This is a genomic window from Ensifer sp. D2-11, assembly GCF_054161295.1.
Genome location: NZ_CP096434.1, coordinates 1,125,840 through 1,144,206 on the forward strand (window position 1 = coordinate 1,125,840; position 18,367 = coordinate 1,144,206).

The 18,367-nt window shown below is 60.3% G+C and carries 18 protein-coding genes and 1 pseudogene; 10 read left to right on the top strand and 9 right to left on the bottom strand.

Annotation, left to right across the window (positions count from 1 at the left end):
* The first annotated feature begins 801 nt into the window (after positions 1-801).
* Positions 802-1,080, top strand: coding sequence for a hypothetical protein (locus M1D34_RS22385; protein ID WP_498782131.1), 279 nt, complete (start codon positions 802-804; stop codon positions 1,078-1,080).
* A 529-nt stretch (positions 1,081-1,609) separates the two neighbouring features.
* On the opposite strand, the pseudogene M1D34_RS22390 reads toward M1D34_RS22385, so the two are convergent.
* Positions 1,610-1,972, bottom strand: a pseudogene (locus tag M1D34_RS22390) (hypothetical protein).
* Positions 1,973-2,423: 451 nt separating this feature from the next.
* Between M1D34_RS22390 and M1D34_RS22395 the strand changes: the two are divergent.
* Positions 2,424-2,558, top strand: coding sequence for a hypothetical protein (locus M1D34_RS22395; RefSeq protein WP_498782133.1), 135 nt, complete (start codon positions 2,424-2,426; stop codon positions 2,556-2,558).
* A 204-nt stretch (positions 2,559-2,762) separates the two neighbouring features.
* Here the strand turns inward: M1D34_RS22395 and M1D34_RS22400 are convergent, their stop codons facing one another.
* Together M1D34_RS22400 and M1D34_RS22405 are read right to left on the bottom strand one after the other, a co-directional pair.
* Positions 2,763-2,927, bottom strand: coding sequence for a hypothetical protein (locus M1D34_RS22400; protein WP_498782135.1), 165 nt, complete (start codon positions 2,925-2,927; stop codon positions 2,763-2,765).
* A gap of 79 nt (positions 2,928-3,006) precedes the next feature.
* Positions 3,007-3,372 carry a putative metallopeptidase gene (locus M1D34_RS22405; protein ID WP_498782137.1) on the bottom strand — a complete coding sequence of 122 codons (366 nt, stop codon included), beginning with the start codon at positions 3,370-3,372 and terminating at the stop codon, positions 3,007-3,009.
* Between the two features lie 407 nt (positions 3,373-3,779).
* Here M1D34_RS22405 and M1D34_RS22410 point away from each other — a divergent pair, with 407 nt between their 5' ends.
* Together M1D34_RS22410 and M1D34_RS22415 are read left to right on the top strand one after the other, a co-directional pair.
* Positions 3,780-3,914 carry a YHYH domain-containing protein gene (locus tag M1D34_RS22410; RefSeq protein ID WP_498782139.1) on the top strand — a complete coding sequence of 45 codons (135 nt, stop codon included), beginning with the start codon at positions 3,780-3,782 and terminating at the stop codon, positions 3,912-3,914.
* 579 nt (positions 3,915-4,493) lie between these two features.
* On the top strand, positions 4,494-4,712 hold the full coding sequence (locus M1D34_RS22415; protein ID WP_154112209.1) for a DUF7660 family protein: 219 nt from the start codon (positions 4,494-4,496) through the stop codon (positions 4,710-4,712).
* Positions 4,713-4,783: 71 nt separating this feature from the next.
* On the opposite strand, the gene comJ is transcribed toward M1D34_RS22415, so the two are convergent.
* The 5 genes from comJ to M1D34_RS22440 form a co-directional block, all read right to left on the bottom strand.
* Positions 4,784-5,260: a competence protein ComJ gene (comJ, locus tag M1D34_RS22420; protein ID WP_498782141.1), complete on the bottom strand. Its 477-nt coding sequence runs from the start codon at positions 5,258-5,260 to the stop codon at positions 4,784-4,786.
* 7 nt (positions 5,261-5,267) lie between these two features.
* Entirely contained in the window at positions 5,268-5,495 is a 228-nt protein-coding gene (locus tag M1D34_RS22425; RefSeq protein ID WP_498782143.1) for an Imm32 family immunity protein, read from the bottom strand.
* A gap of 889 nt (positions 5,496-6,384) precedes the next feature.
* Positions 6,385-6,699: an antibiotic biosynthesis monooxygenase gene (locus tag M1D34_RS22430; RefSeq protein ID WP_498782145.1), complete on the bottom strand. Its 315-nt coding sequence runs from the start codon at positions 6,697-6,699 to the stop codon at positions 6,385-6,387.
* A 40-nt stretch (positions 6,700-6,739) separates the two neighbouring features.
* Positions 6,740-8,302, bottom strand: a complete 1,563-nt coding sequence (gene lsrK, locus M1D34_RS22435; protein ID WP_498782147.1) for an autoinducer-2 kinase — start codon at positions 8,300-8,302, stop codon at positions 6,740-6,742.
* Positions 8,303-8,306: 4 nt separating this feature from the next.
* The gene (locus M1D34_RS22440) at positions 8,307-9,254 is read right to left on the bottom strand and encodes a sugar-binding transcriptional regulator (RefSeq protein ID WP_498782149.1); all 948 of its coding nucleotides are present in this window, start codon (positions 9,252-9,254) and stop codon (positions 8,307-8,309) included.
* A gap of 239 nt (positions 9,255-9,493) precedes the next feature.
* On the opposite strand from M1D34_RS22440, the gene lsrA reads away from it, so the two are divergent.
* Complete coding sequence (lsrA, locus tag M1D34_RS22445) at positions 9,494-10,978, top strand: autoinducer 2 ABC transporter ATP-binding protein LsrA (protein WP_498782151.1); 1,485 nt, start codon at positions 9,494-9,496, stop codon at positions 10,976-10,978.
* Between the two features lie 68 nt (positions 10,979-11,046).
* On the opposite strand, the gene M1D34_RS22450 is transcribed toward lsrA, so the two are convergent.
* A protein-coding gene (locus M1D34_RS22450) for an IS630 family transposase (protein ID WP_498780526.1) occupies positions 11,047-11,990 on the bottom strand; the annotation gives its coding sequence in 2 pieces (ribosomal slippage) (positions 11,047-11,654 and positions 11,654-11,990; 945 coding nt in all).
* Between the two features lie 80 nt (positions 11,991-12,070).
* Between M1D34_RS22450 and M1D34_RS22455 the strand changes: the two genes are divergently transcribed.
* From M1D34_RS22455 to M1D34_RS22475, 5 genes are all read left to right on the top strand, one after another.
* Positions 12,071-13,072, top strand: coding sequence for an ABC transporter permease subunit (locus tag M1D34_RS22455; RefSeq protein ID WP_498784337.1), 1,002 nt, complete (start codon positions 12,071-12,073; stop codon positions 13,070-13,072).
* Positions 13,069-14,082, top strand: a complete 1,014-nt coding sequence (locus tag M1D34_RS22460) for an ABC transporter permease subunit (protein WP_498782153.1) — start codon at positions 13,069-13,071, stop codon at positions 14,080-14,082. Before M1D34_RS22455 ends, M1D34_RS22460 begins: the two co-directional genes overlap by 4 nt.
* Before the next feature lie 2 nt (positions 14,083-14,084).
* Entirely contained in the window at positions 14,085-15,116 is a 1,032-nt protein-coding gene (lsrB, locus tag M1D34_RS22465) for an autoinducer 2 ABC transporter substrate-binding protein LsrB (RefSeq protein WP_498782155.1), read from the top strand.
* A 65-nt stretch (positions 15,117-15,181) separates the two neighbouring features.
* Positions 15,182-16,432, top strand: coding sequence for a class II aldolase/adducin family protein (locus M1D34_RS22470; protein ID WP_498782157.1), 1,251 nt, complete (start codon positions 15,182-15,184; stop codon positions 16,430-16,432).
* Between the two features lie 970 nt (positions 16,433-17,402).
* Positions 17,403-18,320: a nucleotidyltransferase and HEPN domain-containing protein gene (locus M1D34_RS22475; RefSeq protein WP_498784339.1), complete on the top strand. Its 918-nt coding sequence runs from the start codon at positions 17,403-17,405 to the stop codon at positions 18,318-18,320.
* Positions 18,321-18,367: the final 47 nt, after the last annotated feature.

Here is an 18,367-nt window from a genome sequence, read left to right on the forward strand (position 1 = left end):
GAACAAAGCGGCGAGAGATGCGTTTATTTCGGCGCCGCATATCTCTGCGGCACCAGCTCCCCCAACCTGTTTAGAGTGCCCGCCCTTCCCCTGATGCGGGCACTCACTTTATGCGATGCCGCGATTTGCTCTGAAGATCGTCCATCACCTTCTTTCGGTTTGGCCCAGCCTCACCGATAGCTTCAAGGGCCTCTGCCCGGTCACCTTCGCCCCCCTCCTCAAGATCGCGAGATGGCCTGACACCCAGCAAAAGGCAGATCGGACCTAAGTCTGGCTCGTCGAAAGCAAAGGTCTTAGGCCGGCAACCGAGCGAAAACCTTTGATATTCATTGGCGTTTCCCCCCGAGCGGCATGCCCTCGGCCGCTCGAGTAAGTGATGGCCTCAGAGCTGCAGAAATTCGTCCCTTCTCCGCAGCCCTGAGGCCGACTTACGGGCAACGGTTACTGGCCTTGGGAATCGGCATCCGGAAGGATTTTGTTGATGCGCGACAGAGACAATTACGGGGCCGGAGCAAAGAGCATCCACCGGCCTACCCCTAAGCATAATGCGATTGCCGTTTACCTGATCGTCGGAGACGCGTTGTTGGATACTGAGAGCCGGGATGTCGCAGTGTACGTCCCGACCGCCTCCTTCTCTAGCCAGAACAACACCTCTGGATAGTCCGTCGCCGCAAGGCGCCGCGGATTTCCAGAGCGACACGCGCCTGCCGGCCGAAAATGCAAACCTCGTATAGAGGATGCTATATCCCAGAACGGTGTCAGTTACTGTATTTTATACTAACCGAAATGGAGGGCACGGAGATGGAGAGAGCTCGGAACGAACAGTCTCCCAGTGAAGAAGACAGACGCGAGTTCCTAAAAACGTGCGGCCGATTTGCGGCAGTCACGCCACCGGCTGTGACGATGTTGCTCTCAACCAGTCTCACCTCCAATGCCATCGCAGCCTCGGGCAGCGGCGGCTCGAGCAGCGGCAAGGGCGCTGAGGGCGGGAATAATGCAAAGGGCGGTAAAGGCGGAAATAGTAGTAAGGGCGGAAAGGGCGGAAACAACGCCAAAGGGAAAGCCAAACCGGGTAAATAAGGTGCTGCCGAAGCCGGGGCAGAGCTTCCATCGGACCTGCCTTTCAGGTCTCTCTGGGTGGCCTCTCATTCGACAGTTGGGCCATCGCCGTTACCAACCGCGCCATTGCGAGAGGCTTTTCCAGCATGATGCTGTCCGGACGCCTGTTTTCCGGCCAGTCGGAGGCGGCATGGCCGCTAACGTATGCTACCGGGATTCCTGCATTGATGCGGCGAGCAACGGGGCCTAATCCCATCCGTCAGGCAGTTCCGCGAAACGGATGTCTGTGCGATCCCTTGTATGGGGTTTTCCTCAATCGAAAGCCTATCGCCTTGGCTCCGCTGAACCACGATAGCAGCAAATCCGGGGTCGGTGATCGCATCCTCATAGTCGAGTGATAGCGCATTGCCTGTCTCGACGATGAGTATCGTGACCGCCGGTTCCATTTTCGCGCATTCCCCGTCCGTGCCGCTGGCTCCCGAACGCGGGGGATGAGGAACGGTTACCTCTTAGCCCACTGCCCCCCTGTATTCGGGCCCTGCCTATTATGTCACCGCCGCAGGTGCGTACAGTCACGCTGACTGGCCTCGATCCTTTGCAAGATCTCGCGCATCACGCGGTATCGATTGATAGGCTGTTGAGCGTGTTCTCGACAGCCTTCATCGACGTCGCCGCTTCGGCCGCCTGCTTCTCCACCGCCAACATTCAAAGCTCGTGATTGGTCGATCTGTCGGAGGGAGACTTCGGCACCCGTCAAGCTTTTCGAGGCGGTCGATGGATTGAGCCTGCGTATCCTGATCGGCGTCACCCTCTCCCACGTCGCGCCCCACGCCATGAGGCCGCCGGGAAAGCCGAACAGGATTACCACGGTGTTCAGATTCCACTCGAAGTTCCACGTTGGTGTCTTCACGATGGTCTTTGCAGTCCGCCCTCATCACCAAACGTGAGTTGGCTTTGGCGGCTTGGATGCCCAATAGCTTCGATTTCAGCTACTGTTCGGGGACCGGCTGAACTACCCGAAACAGCCTTTTATCGAGTTCGGCCTTCGAGCTCAGGCTGATTTTCTACAGAAGAAGGGTCTTCTGTTTAGAACGTTTGTCTATGTGCCTGGCGGTCCGGGCGGAGACATCTTCACTCTAGCCCAGGGTCTTCGGCAACTCGCCGACAGTGGTGCCGCCGGCGCTGAAAGCCCCCTGCAGTGCGATCTTAAGCGCGGAGAATGCCTCCGGTTTGAGTCTGCATGGCCTGGCCGGCGCCATTGACGTTGCCACGCTCCAGCGCTCGATCACGCGTTGTCATCACCACGGACAAGCGGATATTCCCGATCACCTCGCGAAAGGCAGCGGCAAGCCTGGGTTCATAATTTGCTTGTCTATCTCGTCATTGCCGCGCTTGTCGTGGTCATCATCGGGCTCAGCATTTACATCTATCGCGAAGCAACGAGGCCCGGCGTAGAGATCGAGATCGGCGAGGACGGCATCTCGGTCCAGGAGAACTAAGGGACGGCGCGCTCAGGAAAACGTAGAAAAGCCACCGCTGCATGAAGAAAAGGCGGCCGCTCCTAACGTTCTTCGGTTTATTTATAAACTGTCCGATTGGGCCGACTGCTGACGATGAATCTCATCGCCTCCCAGCAAGGGCTCGAAAGGTGTAGGTCTTTCATCGGAGAGTTTTGCTTTCGCCATGGCTGTGTCAAAGTCCCGTCAAATCACCCGGGGTTGAGAGTGGCGTCGAAATCGAAGATCGGTGACGTGAACCGCAACAACCAGCGCCTGGTCGAGAAGATTGAGTATCCAGGCAACGATCACAACCAGCGCATCTGGATCCTTCAATGCCGAGTGTCCCAAGAGGGCGAAGCTTGCGGCCATGTCTACGGCGCCAACGGTTCCGACTTCTTTCAGCGGAAGTGACCGCAATGCCAAGGCGGTCAGCCTGGACTAAGGACGCCTACGCCACCACTCTGAGCTGGCAGGTGCCGCAAGCATGTGCGATTTGCGCTCTGGCGATCTCTGGCCGCCGGTTGGCTGCATCTACGATCGCGCGCATGCCGGCTGCATCTGCCCCGTAGCGACGAACGACTCCGACGAACTCGTCCACGTCATGTCCGCGGATGGTGAAGATCCGCCGGCCGGTCGACCTGCTGAACTTCGCGGGCCGAGTCTCCTGCGCTGCGTGGTAGAGCTCGTGCTCGACCAGGGCCATGAACTCGGCGGCTCCGCATCGCCGGCAGTAATCAGCATCAAGCGTGATGATGAAGTCGGGGCGAAGCCGAACCACTGCTTGATCTGCATCTCCGCCCTGGCGCGGGCCCACTGCCTATGGCACCTGAGGCTTTCCCTCTTCGCACTGGCCGATGATGCGGCGACCCTTACGGCTGTTCCCGACGAAGGTCCAGAGGAAGCCGATCTCGCGTGCGTCAGATGGGCGTGTTCCTCGTTATGGAGCGGCGACGAAGGATCGAGGAAGGTCGCTTCTTCCTATTCAGGCAGACCGTTCGCCGGGACGAACGTTCCCGAATCGATGTCCTCATAAAGGAGGACGGCGGCCGTGGCCTCACAAGCATTTCCATGCTCGGCCACCGGCGTCGCTCTCCACAATTTTGACGGTGGTCAAGTGAGACTCGCCAACTTTGGGTCTATCCACTGTTCCTGAACGCGAAACAATCGACTCCGTGATCTCCGTATGCTTCCTTCCGGTTGCAAACTCGAAGGGGGGCATACATGAAGTACTGCAAGGCAATTCTGGCGTTAGCATTCCTCTGTTCCTTCACGACTAACGTTTTCGCCCACAGCGGCGGGACTGACGAAAACGGCTGCCATAACAACCACAAAACAGGCGGATACCACTGCCATTAGTGGGTGAATGGATCCCATGATCCAACTTGTCGAAGGGTCATGGGATCATCCCTCGCCTCCCCTGCGGCCTCCCGCTGGCGCGATACCGGCTGCTCTGCAGCGACGTGAGAGAAAATCAGCACCCAATGGTAGGTGTTGAACGGTACCGCCTGAACGAGGATACCCCTCTGCCGCCTTCTCGTTCATGAAGGCTTGCATGCCCTTGAGACCGTCTGGGTCGGAATCGAAGTGCTCGACGATGTATTCTGGCATCCTCATCTCCCCAAAGAGAAAGCCCCGCTACCGGGTAGCAACGGGGCGGAACGTCTCAGGCTGGGGGTCGTTACTCAGTCAGCCGGCGTGAAGTCGAGATAGTACGACTTGCCCGGCTCGAACTGCAGCGTCGGCATTGTCGACGTTCATCCGGAGCTCGCTTCAAGGATTCGCCTTTGTGAAGCGCCCGTCCTCGGACTGGATATCAACGGAATAGACGGGAGCCGAGCACGGCACCTGGCTTACCAGTTGCCCTGGCGCGTTTTCCCATCGATTGCTGAAAAGATGTTCACGTGCTGCCTAACCTTGTCTCTCAAGAGGATTACGATGACCGCAGACGAAGTCCACGACAAAGAAGGGTTTATCAAACTCTTAGCGCTGATGCGTGAAGAATTGAGGACGGGTGCCGAAGGCTGGGAAAACAAAAGAGTTGACGATTTTTTGGAGGCGATGTCGGCTTGGGTAGACGATTGGCAGTGGCCTGCGGACACAAATCCTTGGACCCACGCAGCCAAACTGATGCAAGCCGCTGCGAGCTACGAGTGACGCTTTCGCAAACGATCCAAGCTTATTCAATCGCGGGAAGAGGCGATACGAAGTCATTGGTTTGAATGACTTCAGCGTGCTGCCCTGGCTCCTTTAAGCAACGGTCCATCGCACGAGATCTCACTATCGGCAACACGGATAGAAAATCTCGGTATCTCTGAACGGGAGAACACCAATCGAGCGAAGGCCACTCCATCTGGGCACCCGAACATTTCGCTCCTTAAAAGGTACTTTCCCGGCGAGAGTCTGAACTCGGCCGATTCGGAGATACTCGCTATCTCTATTCGCCCATAGTGTGGCACTTCAAAAGGTACTTCCACCGCTCTGATCACGCCAGGACTGAGAGGGCCGGCGTGCTCGGTTATGACGACGTCAATAACGTGTGGACCACCCTGCAACGTGCGGAATGAAACGGATTCGGGACGCCAGGCAAAACCCTGACCTACGTGCCTATCCTCCCAATCGTTAAACGGGTTTGCCAGTCCGCTCCAGAAAACAGCAACTTGATTGTAGTCAACCTCGAGACGAACTTTGTGGGGCCTCGCCATCAATCACCTACGGTAGCCGCACCAGTCGCAAGTGGTGGACGAGTTCATACCCCTCGCCTCCCTGCTTTCCTTCGGTTAGAGAGTCGCCGGCCCACGAGGGAGTCATTAGATGCGAGTGATCGCAGGCATTCCGTAGGGCTTCGAGTTTGCCGATCAACAGATCCAAGCCCTCGCTGTCGAAACATAGGGCAACTTCAGGGTGCTCAGCATTTTTGAGTTCGACAGTGAGAATCATTTGATCATCCAGCCGAGGAAATGGCAAAATGCAGCCTAGGCGGGGAGCGGTGAAATTCTCCCCAAAGACCCGGCGAGTATTCCCTCTAATCGAGGTCTGCTTTCAGAACAGCCTGCAAATCACCAATAATTGCAGGACGCTAAGCGACCCTGTCGATTAGTTCAAGCGGAACTTCGACGCGGACAAGCCCTGAAAGCGTTTCCACAAGGGTCTTCACCGTCTTTCTGCTGGTGACGTCGAGAACGGTCGCGAGCATGCCACCGGCGAGCCGATGCGACGGCGAGATCGTGATAACCGTGTCTCTGGGGAACTCCGCCTGCAGTTCCTCTTGTTACGATCGGTGCTCGGCCTACCGTCGATCATGCATGGTTGATCTCGGGCGACATAACCGAGCTGACTATTATGCCATCCTCGGTCGACGCTAGCGGCGCCGTGCCGCAGAATCCTTGAAAGCTGTCACGAGTTGAAGCGCTCTACGTGCCATCCTCGCGCAAGTCGCCCAACTCGACCGGACTCCCTAGCGAGATCGCATGTGTAGGCGGCGGAGCTCATGCTTGCCGCCGTAGATTTCGCAAGTGGGGCGCTGACTATGACAATGATCGCGACGCGGACGATCGCCATCGCGGCAACCTCGTCCCCAATCTGACCGACCGACACGGACTTCCAGTTGTGGGCAGTGACCGCCTCATCAGGTGGTCGTTCGCCGCCGCCTGTGCGCGTAGCTCCTGAGGCTGACCTTGCCGAAAACCTGATCTTCGGGCCGGTAGATCTCCACGACCTGCACTTTCGGCTTTCCCGCGGAATGTCAGGCACATCCTGCCCTTTGGTCACGCTTCCGCTCAACCGCTGAACGAAGTAGTGTCAGCCGTCCTGTCGTGTTTCGAACCTGCTAGGCTTGGCCCGCGCCGAGAAAATCGGCCATCTCGACCCTGTAAAAGGTCTTGGTCCGTGGACCGGCGAGGATCGGGTCGATCCGGCGCACGCATTCCTGGTAGTGTTCGGTTTTGCGGTGCGCATCCAGCGCCTCGGATGACTTGAAGACTTCATAGATGACGAAGCTGTGGTCGTCGTCCGGATTGCGCAGGACATCAAAGCGCAGATTACCGGGCTCCTGGCGCGTGCCTTCGTAGTTTATGCGGAACGCCTCGAGAAACTCTGCGGCGTGGCCTTGTTTGACGTTGATGCTGACCATTTGAATGAGCATGTCGTTATTCCTGCTGTGTTAATCGATGGATCTATAAAAGTCAGAGGCCTGGTGCCTTCCACATGGCCGTGGTGACGCCCTCATCTACGAGCTGTCGCTGCAGCGCGTAGGCGCGTGCCCAGCGCTCGCCCGCCGCGTCGTAGATAGCCTTATGCTCGAAATTCGGCTCGAAACGCTGGTCCCAGCGCACCCAGCTTTCCGCCGCCTCGACGAAGTTGCGGCGCAGGCCGATCCCGATTGCCGCCGCTGCAGCGCAGCCGAGCGCCGTCGCCTCTTTGACCACGGGCGTGACGACCGGAAGGCCGGTGGCATTCGCAAGGATCTGCGACCAGTGGGCTGATTTCGACGCGCCCGCCGCAAAGACGATCTTGTCCGGCGTCTTGCCGGAAAGCTTGAAGATAGCCGAAAGGTTGCGGGCCGCGACAATCGCCGCGTTCTCCTGAAGGGCGCGAAAGATCGCCGCCTTGCCCGATTTTTCCGGGTCGATGGAAAGGTTCAATAGCGACGGCGCGGCGTGGTACCAGTTGCCGTAGTGCATGACGTCGGAGAAGACCGGAATGATGCCGTAGGCGCCGACCGGCACACCAGCTGCCTTCTCCTCCAGGAGCCTGTAGGCATCGCCACCGGGTCCGGCCGCCGCTACCTCTTCCGCGCCGAAACTGTCGCGGAACCAGCGCATTACGATGCCGACGAAGAAGCTGATCGCCTCGGCCTGATTGAGACCCTTGACGACATGCGGATTGATGCGCAGGTCCATAGACGGATCGGAGACGGACGGGCCGACATTCACCACCTGCTGCCAGAAGGTGCCCCCAAGTACGGCGCAGTCACCTTCATTCACGACACCGATTGCGGCTGCCCCGCTCTGGCAGTCGCCGCCGCCCATGACCACGGGCGTGCCCGCGGCAACGCCCGTCTCGCTAGCAGCCTTCTCGGTGACGCGGCCGATCACCGTGCCCGGCTCGACGCTTTCCGGGAAGATATCGTCGCGCATGCCGGCCTTGCTCAGCGCCTCAGGCATCCAATTGCGTTTGGCCAGGCTGTAGAGACCGGTCGTGCCGGCGTTGGATGGATCGCTCGCGATAACGCCGGAGAGACGCGCCAGAACCCAGTCGGATAGCATGCTGATCTTGTGGATGCGGGCATAGACGTCCGGTAGGTTGCGCTTCAGCCAGAGCAGGCGCGGCAGGGCGCCGAGCGCGAAGGTCTGACCGCTCTCAGTATAAAGCGCCCGCTCCAGATCGGCAAAATCGCGCTTCAGGTCGCGCACCTCGCTCACGGCGCGGCTGTCGACGTTGGCGCAGGCCCAGATTTCCCGGCCACTGCGGTCATAGGCGACGATCGCCTCACGCATGCTGGTGGCACTGACTGCACGGATATCGGCGGGTGCAATGCGGACTTCGGCGATCGCCTGGCGAATGGCGCGCGACAGCAGCGACCAGTTGCCCTCCACATCGAAGTCCATCGAGCCCGGAAAGCGCGGATCGGCCCGGTGCCACCATTCGTGTTGGGCGCTGGCGATCTGATTGCCGTTTTCGTCGAAGATCACTGCGCGGCCGCTGCCGGTGCCGGCATCGACGGCCAGCATATAGGAAGTCGTCATGGTCTCAGTCCTCGATCTCGATGAGGCCGTTCGCGGTCGTCTCGTCGGTTATGAGGATGCCGACAAGCTTTCCGCGAAGCGCTGCATGGATGGCCTGTACCTTATGGACGCCACCCGCCGCCGCCACGACCTTCTCCGCGCGCGACAGCGCCGCGAGCTTCACGCCGATCACTCGATCGTGCAGCGGCAACTCGAGTGGCTCGCCGCATTCGTTGTAGAATTGGCAGAGGATGTCGCCGACGGCGCCCTTTCGGCGCAGCGGCTCCACCTCGTCGGGGCTGACATAGCCGGAACGCACGACAGTGGAGATGGCCGAAAGTTCGCCGATGCCAACGAGCTGGTAACTCGCGTTGAGCGCCATTTCGAGCAAGTTGGCGACGGCGGGTTCGGACGAGAGGTTGCGCGCGACATCCGGGTCGCGCACGACGAGCGGCGCCGGTACGAGATGAACGCTGCTGCCCCAGTTGGCCGTTCGCATGCCGTCGACATAGGTGCCGACGCCGCCGGTCAGGCTGACGAGGCCGATATTGCGCTCGTTGGCGAGATGGCCGAGCCGCTGGATCGTGTTGCTCACGGTCGCGCCCCAGCCGACCGCGAGAAGATCGTCCGGCTGAAGCCGTTGCATGAGAAACTGCGCGGCCGCCTGACCCAGCCGATCACTCGGATCCTGATCGGGAAGCCGCGGCACCACGTAGGCTTCCAACAGCCCGTAGCGCTCCTGGATCTGCCGCTCGAGCGCCAGGCACCCCTGATACCGCGAGTTTATACGCACCTGGATAATGCCGGAGCGTCGGCCGCTCTCCAATAAACGCGACACCTTGATGCGCGACATGTTGAGTTTTTCGCCGATCTCGTTCTGCGTCAGCCCGTCGTTGTAGTAATACCAGGCGATGCGGGTGAGGATCTCCTCATCCGTATCGGCATAGCTCCATTCCCCGTTGTCCGACGCCATGTGAGCGGCTCCCCCGGTCGACTTCTGATCATTTGAATACCAATAAAACTTTTGATACGTCAACGCATCAGAGCTGCGAAAAATTCTTCGTAGCTCCAATCCCTTGACTCTCGCGATGATTCCGGTGTTAGGCCACCGCATCGGCTACCTCCAGACGTTTGTCACGTGGCGGGCATATTGACGACCACTGATCTCTGTGATCACATGACTTCGATAAATTACATATGAACAGGTGCAGAATGGCTGGGAGCCCGGTGGCCGGGAGGGTCGCGAAGCTGACGGACATCTGGAAGTCCTACGGTGCCGTTCCGGTGCTGAAGGGCGTTTCGCTAGCTTTGCAGGCCGGAGAGGTGCATGCACTTCTCGGCGGCAACGGCGCTGGCAAGTCGAGCCTCATGAAAATCATGTCGGGCGTCATTCCGGCTAATGCCGGCGCCATCGAGATCAACGGCCGCGTCCTCACCCATGCATCGCCGGCGCTCGCGCAGGAACTCGGGCTTTACCTGGTGCCGCAAGAGGCGCACATCCTGCCCAACCAGAGCGTCCTGGAAAACATCTGCCTCGGCCTGGCCGCCTCTCGCCGCGCGCTACGGCCGCGCGTCGAGCAGCTCGTCGCCGAACTCTCCGTCTCGCTCGACCTCGACGTGCAGGCCGCCGCTCTTGAAATCGCCGAGCGGCAGATTGTCGAAATCCTGCGCGGGCTCGTGCGAGACGCCCGCGTGCTGATACTCGACGAACCGACCTCGGCGCTAACCCCCTTCGAGACCAGCACCCTCTTTCAGCGCGTGCGCAAGCTTCAGAGCCAGGGCGTCGGCATCATCTTCATCTCGCACAAATTGCGCGAGATTCGCGAGATCTGCGGCACAATCAGCGTACTGCGCGACGGTGTGATCGTGCTCTGCGGGCCGCTCGACAGCTACAGCGATGCCGAGATTATCGACGCGATGAGCCGGGTGCAGATCGCGAATGATGGCGGCAAGGATCGTGTGGGCCGCAAGGTTTCGCAGATCGGCAAGCCGCGTCTCAGCGTGCGCGACCTCAGCGGCGAAGGGTTCCGCGATATCAGCCTCGACGTGCGGGCCGGCGAAATCCTCGGCCTTGCCGGCGTCGTTGGCGCCGGACGAACGGAGTTCGCCGAAACGCTCTTCGGCCTTCGGCCGCAGGCGGCGGGCAGCGTCGTCTTTGATGGTGCGGAACTGAAAAAGCGCTCGCCGCGCATATGCATCGACCTCGGCCTCGTCTACCTGCCTGAAGACCGCCAGCAGCACGGCCTTTTCCTTGAAGCACCGCTCTCCTGGAACGTTTCGTCCTACCTCGTGCACCGCCTCCCCTTCTTTCTGCGGCCCGGCGCCGAGCGGAAGGTCTTCGATGGGTTCCGCGCGAGCATGGGCATCAAATGCACCGGCGCCGACCAGGAGGCGCGCGGTCTTTCGGGCGGCAACCAGCAGAAGGTGCTGCTCGCCAAGTGCCTTTCCGCTCGGCCCAAGGTGCTCATCCTCGACGAGCCGACGCGCGGCGTGGACGTCGCGGCCCGCAACGACATCTACGACCTCATCCGCCGGCTTGCCGCGGACGGCGTCGCCATCATCCTCATTTCGTCCGACTTCGACGAGATCGAACAGCTTGCCGACCGGGTCGAGATCATGGCCTTCGGCCAGTCCGGCGGCGAACTCACGGACCAGATCTCGGTTGACGCCATCACCCGCCTCGCCTTCGGCGCCTAGGAGAGCCGCCATGCTTGATCTCTTTGCCCGCAATCGCGTCGCAACGCTCATCCTAGAGCACGTCCACTTTAAACCGGCTCATATCCTGCTGCTGCGAAGTAGTTCGCACACTCTTGCGGCTCGAAGAGTTTGACGATGTCGCCAACGGTGTTCCACAGGGCGTCGACGGAGCGTTCGGCCCGTGCCCGCAGAAGCGCCTTGAGCTTTGAGAAGGCGTTTTCGATCGGGTTGAAGTCGGGGCTGTAGGGCGGGAGATAGAGCAGCGTGCAGCCGGCGGTTTCTATGGCCTGTCGGATGCCATCTGCCTTGTGAGCCGGCAGGTTGTCCATGACGACGATGTCGCCGGGCGTGAGGGTCGGCACGAGAACCTGCTCGACATAGGCCCGGAAAGCCACTCCATTCATCGCCCCGTCAAGGACCATCGGTGCGGTCATGCCGGAGAGCCTGAGCGCCCCGGTGAACGTCGTAGTTTTCCAATGACCGTGCGGAACGCCCGATCGGCAACGCTCTCCGCGCGGCGCGCGACCGCGAAGCCGGGACATCTTCGTGGAAAGACCCGTCTCGTCTATGAAGACGAGGCGGGCTGGATCGAGATCAAGCTGGGCATCGAACCAGTCCTGACGCCGCTTCAGGAGGTCTGGCCGCTCCTGCTCCAATGCATGTGCGGTCTTTTTTTGAATGTGAAGCCGCGCTTGCGCAGCCAGACGTCGAGGGTGCTGCGGCCGATAGAGACGGATCGGTCCTCTTCCAGACGCAAAACCATCTCGTTCAGCGTGATGTCCTTCGACGCCTCGATCATGCCGATGATGAAAGCCTCATGATCGTCGAGACGGGAACCTCCAGGTCGACCCTGCTTGGCAGCGCTCACCTGACCCTGCCGGGCGCTCGCGATCCAGGCAATCGCCGTCGAAATCCCGATCCCGAACCGCGCTGCAGCCGACCGCGCGGACATCCCACCAGCCGACGCAGCCAGAACCCGGTGGCGAAGATCATCACTCAATGCTCGGGCCATGTTCCCTCCGACAAATCAAAGACAGGAGGAGGGAATCACAGAACGCTCTGAAAAGGAATCCTCGCGCCGATTCCGCTTTCATCGGACGCGCTCTAGTGCTCGCCGTCGCCTATGCCGCAATCGGCACGGTCGCGCCCGGCTATCTGTCCGGCGCCACGGCCTCGGTGGTTGTCTCCAACAGCCTCGTCCTGATGCTGATCTCGCTCGGAACGATGATCGTCATCGTGACACGCAATATCGATGTGTCGAGCGGTTCGGTGCTTGGCCTCAGCGCCGCCGTTCTCGGCCTTTCACTCACAGCCGGCGTGAGCTTGCCGCTCGCCATCGCCTTTTGCCTTGCAACCGGTGCTGTCGCCGGGGCCTTCAACGGCCTGATGGTTGCCTATCTCGGCATTCCATCCATAGTTGCCACGCTCGGAACGCTTGGTCTTTATCGCGGCATCATGCTCGTCCTCACGGGCGGGCGCTGGATCGAGGACCTGCCGCAGGGTCTAAAGGCGCTCGCCGCCAATCTCGGCTTCGGCTTCTCTGTCCTCACGATTGTTGTGCTGGCACTTGTTGCGCTCGCCTGGATCGTACTGCGCAAGACGCGCTTCGGCCGCAATTTCTACGCGGTCGGCGATAACCGCGCGGCTGCCCACCATCTCGGTGTACCGGTAAAGCTGGTGCAGTTTTCCGCTTTCGTCGCAACGGGCGTCTGCGCCGCCCTCGCCGGCCTGGTCTTCGCCGCACAGATCGGCTTCATCCCAAATCAGGCCGGCAACGGCATCGAACTGAAGGCCATTGCGGTCAATGTGCTAGGAGGCGTGAGCCTTCTCGGAGGCACCGGTTCGGTCGCTGGCGTCTTCGCCGCCGTCATCTTTATCACCTCGATCGACAGCGCCCTCGTTTTCTTGAAGATCCCGGCCTATTGGAACGACTTCATTGCAGGCGCGATCCTGCTCTCGGTGCTGCTGCTCGACGGCCGCATCCGCCAGGTTATCGACCGGCGCATCCGTGCCCGCCGCTATGGGGTCCACGAGCGCGGCCCAACACAATCCCGTGAGACGACGACGGCGCGCAATGTGGAGGCAAGCCGATGAAAAAGCTGATCTTCCGCTGGGAGACTGCCCTGTTTGCCATGCTCGTCGCAGAACTTGTCATCTTCGGTCTCGTCAATCCGCGCTTCCTCAATTTCGCGAACCTGATCTACGGCACGTCAGACTTCGTCCAGATCGGCATCGTCGCCCTGCCGCTGACCCTTGTCATCATTGCCGGCGGCATCGACGTCTCTTTCGCCTCGGTAATCGGCCTTACCGCCATCATCTTCGGCGTCGCGACGTTCTACGGCGTGCCGCTTCCGGTTTCCATCTTGCTCGCGCTGGTCACCGGCGCGCTCTGCGGGCTCCTCAACGCCGCGGTCATCCACCTGTCGAAGATACAGCCGCTCGTCGTCACGCTCGGCAGCCTCTATCTCTTCCAGGGCACGGCGACCGTCGCTTCCGGTCTAGTCGGCGCGGGCGGCTACGAGGGCATCGGTAACTTTCCGGAGGTCTTCAACGCCTTCGGCTATGCCGAATTCCTTGGGCTGCCGGCGCCTCTGGCGCTCTTCCTCGCACTCTCGCTCGTGCTCATCGTCCTTCTGCATTTCACTCGCTTCGGCCGCACAGTGTTCCTTTCCGGCCAGTCTGAAAGCGCTGCCCGTTTCGCCGGTATCCCGGTCGGCCGCGTCCAGACGATCACCTATGTCATTACCGGCGTTTCGGCGGCCATTGCCGGCCTCGTGATGTCGGCCTATTTCGGCTCCGCGCGCGTCGACCTCGGTTCGGCGACCCTGCTGCCAGCCGTCACCGCGGCCGTACTCGGCGGCGCCTCCATCTATGGCGGTCAGGGCTCCATCCTCGGCACCCTGCTTGCCACCTTCGTCATCGGCTACCTGCAGCAAGGTTTGCAGGCGGCCGGCGTCTCCAGCCAGATTTCCAGCGCACTTTCGGGAGGGTTGCTGGTTGTCGCGGTCGCATTGCGCCACGCAAGCGCGATGCTGGCCGATTTCATCGCAGTCGCCCGGCAACAGAGACGGAACCGGGCGACCGTCACTTCAGGAGGAGAATGAGAATGATCAAGACCATCATGAAATCCGGCACCCTCGCCGCGGCGTTTTTGGCCGGCACCATGCTCGCGTCCGGCGCTGCGCATGCGGAAAACCAGATCGCCTTCATCCCCAAGCTGGTGGGTGTCGGCTTCTTCACCTCCGGCGGCGCCGGCGCGGTGAAGGCGGGCGAGGAAGTCGGTGCCAAGGTCACCTATGACGGCCCGACGGAGCCGAGCGTTTCCGGGCAGGTCCAGTTCATCAACAACTTCGTCAACCAGGGCTACAACGCGCTTATCGTCTCCTCCGTCTCTCCGGACGGCCTGTGCCCGGCGCTGAAGCGCGCCATGGAACGCGGCGTGCTCGTCATGACCTGGGACAGCGACGTCAACCCGGATTGCCGCAGCTATTACATCAACCAAGGCACGCCTGAGCAGCTTGGCGGCCTTCTGGTCGACATGGCGGCCGAAGGTGTGACGAAGGAAAAGGCCAAGGTTGCGTTCTTCTACTCGAGCCCGACCGTGACCGACCAGAACGCCTGGGCGGAAGCCGCCAAAGCGAAGATCGCCAAGGAGCATCCGGTCTGGGAAATCGTTACCACCCAGTACGGCTACAACGACGCTCAGAAGTCGCTGCAGACGGCCGAAAGCATCCTACAGACCTATCCTGACCTCGACGCGATCATTGCGCCCGACGCAAACGCCCTGCCGGCAGCAGCGCAGGCGGCGGAAAACTTGAAGCGCGCCGAGGGCGTCACTATCGTCGGTTTCTCCACGCCAAACGTCATGCGACCCTATATCGAGCGCGGCACGATCCAGCGCTTCGGCCTTTGGGACGTCACGCAGCAAGGCAAGATCTCGGTCTTCGTTGCCGATCACGTCCTGAAGAACGGCCCCATGAAGGTTGGCGAGAAGCTGGAGATCCCCGGCGTTGGCACCGTCGAAGTCTCAGCCAACAAGGTACAGGGCTACGACTACGAAGCCGATGGCAATGGCATCATCTTGCTGCCGGAGCGCACCGTTTTCACCAAGGAAAATATCGGCAACTTCGACTTCTGAGCACGCGTAAACGGCGGGCGGCTCCGGCTGCCCGCCGATCTAAATTCAAGGACAGGACAATTCGCATGGAAAGCCGTTGGAACGACGAGGACGCAGCACGTTTTGTAGCGGCGGCACGCGCCGCGGGACAGAGCGAGGCGCTCGGCCTCCGCATCTATACCTCCCGTATCATCGGCAGCGACCCGGACCTTGTGCTGCACGGCGGCGGCAACACCTCGGTCAAGGTAAGGTCTGACAAGGGCGAGAACCTCATGCACATCAAGGGTAGCGGCTGGGACCTCGACACGATCGAGGCACCCGGCCTGCCCGCCGTTCGCCTTGCGCCGCTGCTCGAAGCTCGCAACACCCCGAAACTCTCAGACCCTGACATGGTCCTGCTGTTGCGTACCAGCCTGATCGAAAAGGACGCGCCGAACCCGTCCGTCGAAGCGCTGCTGCACGGCTTCATACCCTTCGACTACGTCGACCACACGCATGCGACAGCGGTCCTTGCGCTCGCCGACCAACCGAACATGCGCGACACCGTTCGACGCATCTATGGCGATCGCCTCGCCTATGTGCCCTATGTGATGCCCGGCTTCGATCTTTCCATCGCCGCCGACCGCATCTATCGCAACCATTCGGGTTGCGAGGGTCTATGGTTGGAAAATCACGGCCTCTTCACCTTCGCAAACGATGCCCGCACCTCCTATGAGCTGATGATCGAATTCGTAACTCTGGCGGAGCAGGAACTCGCCCGAGCCGGCGTGGCGTTGTCAGGCCCCCAGCCCAATGACGGCGAGCGAGACGCGGCGCTTACTGCGCGGCTGGAAAAAGCACTGATGCGGGAAGGGTCACCTTTCGCAAAGGGTGTTTTCCTCGATTACCGTTCGACTGAAGCGATCCGTGAACTCACATCGAAGCCGAATGTGGAGGCGATCAGTCTGCGCGGCACGGTGACGCCCGACCACGTAATCCGCATCAAGCCCTGGCCGATGATCATCGGGGCCGATGCGGATGAACCCGCAATCGAGAGCGCATTAGCCGCCTATGCGGACCGCTACAGGGCCTACTTTGAGAAAAACGCGACCCGCGCCAACGAGCCGAAACGGATACTGGACGTCTATCCACGCGTCGTTCTGGTGCTTGGGAAAAGCATGTTCGCAATCGGCGGGAATGCCAAGGCGGCCAAAATCGGCGGAGATCTCTGCGAACAGGCTGCGCGGGTAATCAACGCCGCAGAAGCCTATGGCTGTTTCACTCCGATCAACGAAGCCGACCTCTTCGACATGGAGTACTGGTCGCTGGAACAGGCCAAGTTGAAAATAGCGGCATAGCATGTGGCCGCACAATTCTGCCTGCCAAAAGTGGCACGATCGATGTTCTCGCCTCCCCGACGAGGAACCGACTGCTCCGCCCCCTGGAGCACCGATCGCATACTTTGACCCATAGGAGGTGATGGCCTCCGAACCAATTTGGTGATTGCACCTCCGTGATCGAAGTGCGGGTCCCAATCTTGACACCGATCAGAACGACCTGGCAGCAGCCAGGAAATCGAGAACCTGCGTGTTGCCGGCTCGGAGAAGTCACCGCCCATGCCTGATAGGGCCTGGCGCGGAACGACGAAACCGAGCTCCAGCCCGTTTGTGAGAGCAGTCAAACTGGCCCCTCCCCCCGCAGCACCGTGATGACCTGGGATGCGGCAGCTGGCCCGCCAGGGCCATGGCAAGTGAGATGAGCGTACCAGGCGCAGACGCGTCAGCGTCGAAGCCAGTTCGCGCGCAACTTGACCGGTTAACAGCGCAGCCGCAGGAGGCTTAGCATAGCGCCGCCCGAAGGGCGGAAGCCGGGACCGACTGCGCCCGGCAAGTTGCTCCGCTTGGCCGCCCAAGTCCACCCTTCGTCTAGGCTGCACTAACAAACTTGCAACGTCTGTAATGATCGTAGCGGCCGACATTCGTTCGCTTGTTCAAGAAACTATGACTAAAGCGGCGATCGTCGCCCTTGGCTCAGCTTCAGTTCGGGTGCGCGAACTGACGCGTCCATTCGGGCGCAACGCCCGAGGCTAAGTTGACACTTCGTTTCTGCCATCCAAGCCTCCGAAGACGTCCGAGAACATTCGCTGTATCGCCGCGATCGCCAGGTTGCAGCGTTCAACCTCTCGCTCAGCGACAGCCGCAGATCGCCGACGCCGGCATGGCCAACACGATTTTACGGGTATGCACAAGAGTGACCGCGATCTACAGTAGTTGTGATTCATTTAGTGGTTTCAAGGGAATGGCCGAAGAGAAACGCGCACAATCGTCGATGAGATCCAGTCTCGAACGCCTGCCGGAGAAGAAGCAGCGCGAGCTCACCCGTATTGTCGACGTCATTCACGAGGAGTTTGAAGACGCGCTGAAGGGCGGGACGAGCGATTTCAAGAAGCGCGGTCGTATTCTCAAAATCATTCTGTTTGGCTCTTACGCCCGCGGGACTTGGGTCGACGAGCCACACACGAAGAAGGGCTACAAATCCGATTACGACCTCCTGGTCGTGGTAAATGATCGGCGGCTAACGGATTTTGCCACCTACTGGTCAAAGGCTGAGGACCGACTGATGCACCTGCCGGAGATCCAGACGCCAGCAAGCCTGATTGTCCATTCGCGTAGGGAGGTGAATACGGCCTTGTACGAAGGGCAACCCTTCTTCGTTGACATCCGCCGCGATGGCATCGTGCTCTACGAACTCGACGACGAGCCACTCGCAGAAGCCAAGCCACAAACGCCAACCGAGGCCTACCGACTAGCCAAAGAGCATTTCGAGGATCGGCTGCCTCATGCCAGGGTATTTGTAAAAACGGCAGCATTTTGTATCGGCGAGAATGATTTGAAGGAAGCGGCCTTCTTGCTACATCAATCGATTGAACAAGCCTATGCCACTCTACTGCTTGTCTTGACGAACTATAGCCCTGCTTCCCATAATCTGAAGCATTTGCGCGGCCTCGCAGACGGGCAAGACCGACGGATTGCAGAGGTATGGCCTCGCGATCATCAACGCCATATTGGATGGTTCAACATTCTAAACGAGGCCTACGTAAAAGCACGCTATTCGAAGCACTTCGAGATAAGCGAGGAGGCCCTTAGCTGGCTGCTCGAGCGAACCGAACACCTCCTCCGCCTCGTCGAGATGATTTGCACCGAACGACTCGGAGAACTTGAGCGGGCGACCGTCGGAGAGCAATAATTTGTGGCAAGCAGCGATCGCATGAGACTGGCGGATCGATTGCAGCC

Excerpts from the sequence above, each read along its gene's own strand:
- M1D34_RS22470 (WP_498782157.1), top strand. The coding sequence starts at position 15,182 with ATGGAAAGCCGTTGGAACGACGAGGACGCAGCACGTTTTGTAGCGGCG.
- M1D34_RS22400 (WP_498782135.1), bottom strand. The coding sequence starts at position 2,927 with ATGGCCGCAAGCTTCGCCCTCTTGGGACACTCGGCATTGAAGGATCCA.
- M1D34_RS22415 (WP_154112209.1), top strand. The coding sequence starts at position 4,494 with ATGACCGCAGACGAAGTCCACGACAAAGAAGGGTTTATCAAACTCTTA.
- M1D34_RS22440 (WP_498782149.1), bottom strand. The coding sequence starts at position 9,254 with ATGGCGTCGGACAACGGGGAATGGAGCTATGCCGATACGGATGAGGAG.
- lsrA (WP_498782151.1), top strand. The coding sequence starts at position 9,494 with ATGGCTGGGAGCCCGGTGGCCGGGAGGGTCGCGAAGCTGACGGACATC.
- M1D34_RS22410 (WP_498782139.1), top strand. The coding sequence starts at position 3,780 with ATGAAGTACTGCAAGGCAATTCTGGCGTTAGCATTCCTCTGTTCCTTC.
- lsrB (WP_498782155.1), top strand. The coding sequence starts at position 14,085 with ATGATCAAGACCATCATGAAATCCGGCACCCTCGCCGCGGCGTTTTTG.
- comJ (WP_498782141.1), bottom strand. The coding sequence starts at position 5,260 with ATGGCGAGGCCCCACAAAGTTCGTCTCGAGGTTGACTACAATCAAGTT.
- M1D34_RS22425 (WP_498782143.1), bottom strand. The coding sequence starts at position 5,495 with ATGATTCTCACTGTCGAACTCAAAAATGCTGAGCACCCTGAAGTTGCC.
- M1D34_RS22460 (WP_498782153.1), top strand. The coding sequence starts at position 13,069 with ATGAAAAAGCTGATCTTCCGCTGGGAGACTGCCCTGTTTGCCATGCTC.
- M1D34_RS22430 (WP_498782145.1), bottom strand. The coding sequence starts at position 6,699 with ATGCTCATTCAAATGGTCAGCATCAACGTCAAACAAGGCCACGCCGCA.
- M1D34_RS22385 (WP_498782131.1), top strand. The coding sequence starts at position 802 with ATGGAGAGAGCTCGGAACGAACAGTCTCCCAGTGAAGAAGACAGACGC.
- M1D34_RS22475 (WP_498784339.1), top strand. The coding sequence starts at position 17,403 with ATGAGATCCAGTCTCGAACGCCTGCCGGAGAAGAAGCAGCGCGAGCTC.
- lsrK (WP_498782147.1), bottom strand. The coding sequence starts at position 8,302 with ATGACGACTTCCTATATGCTGGCCGTCGATGCCGGCACCGGCAGCGGC.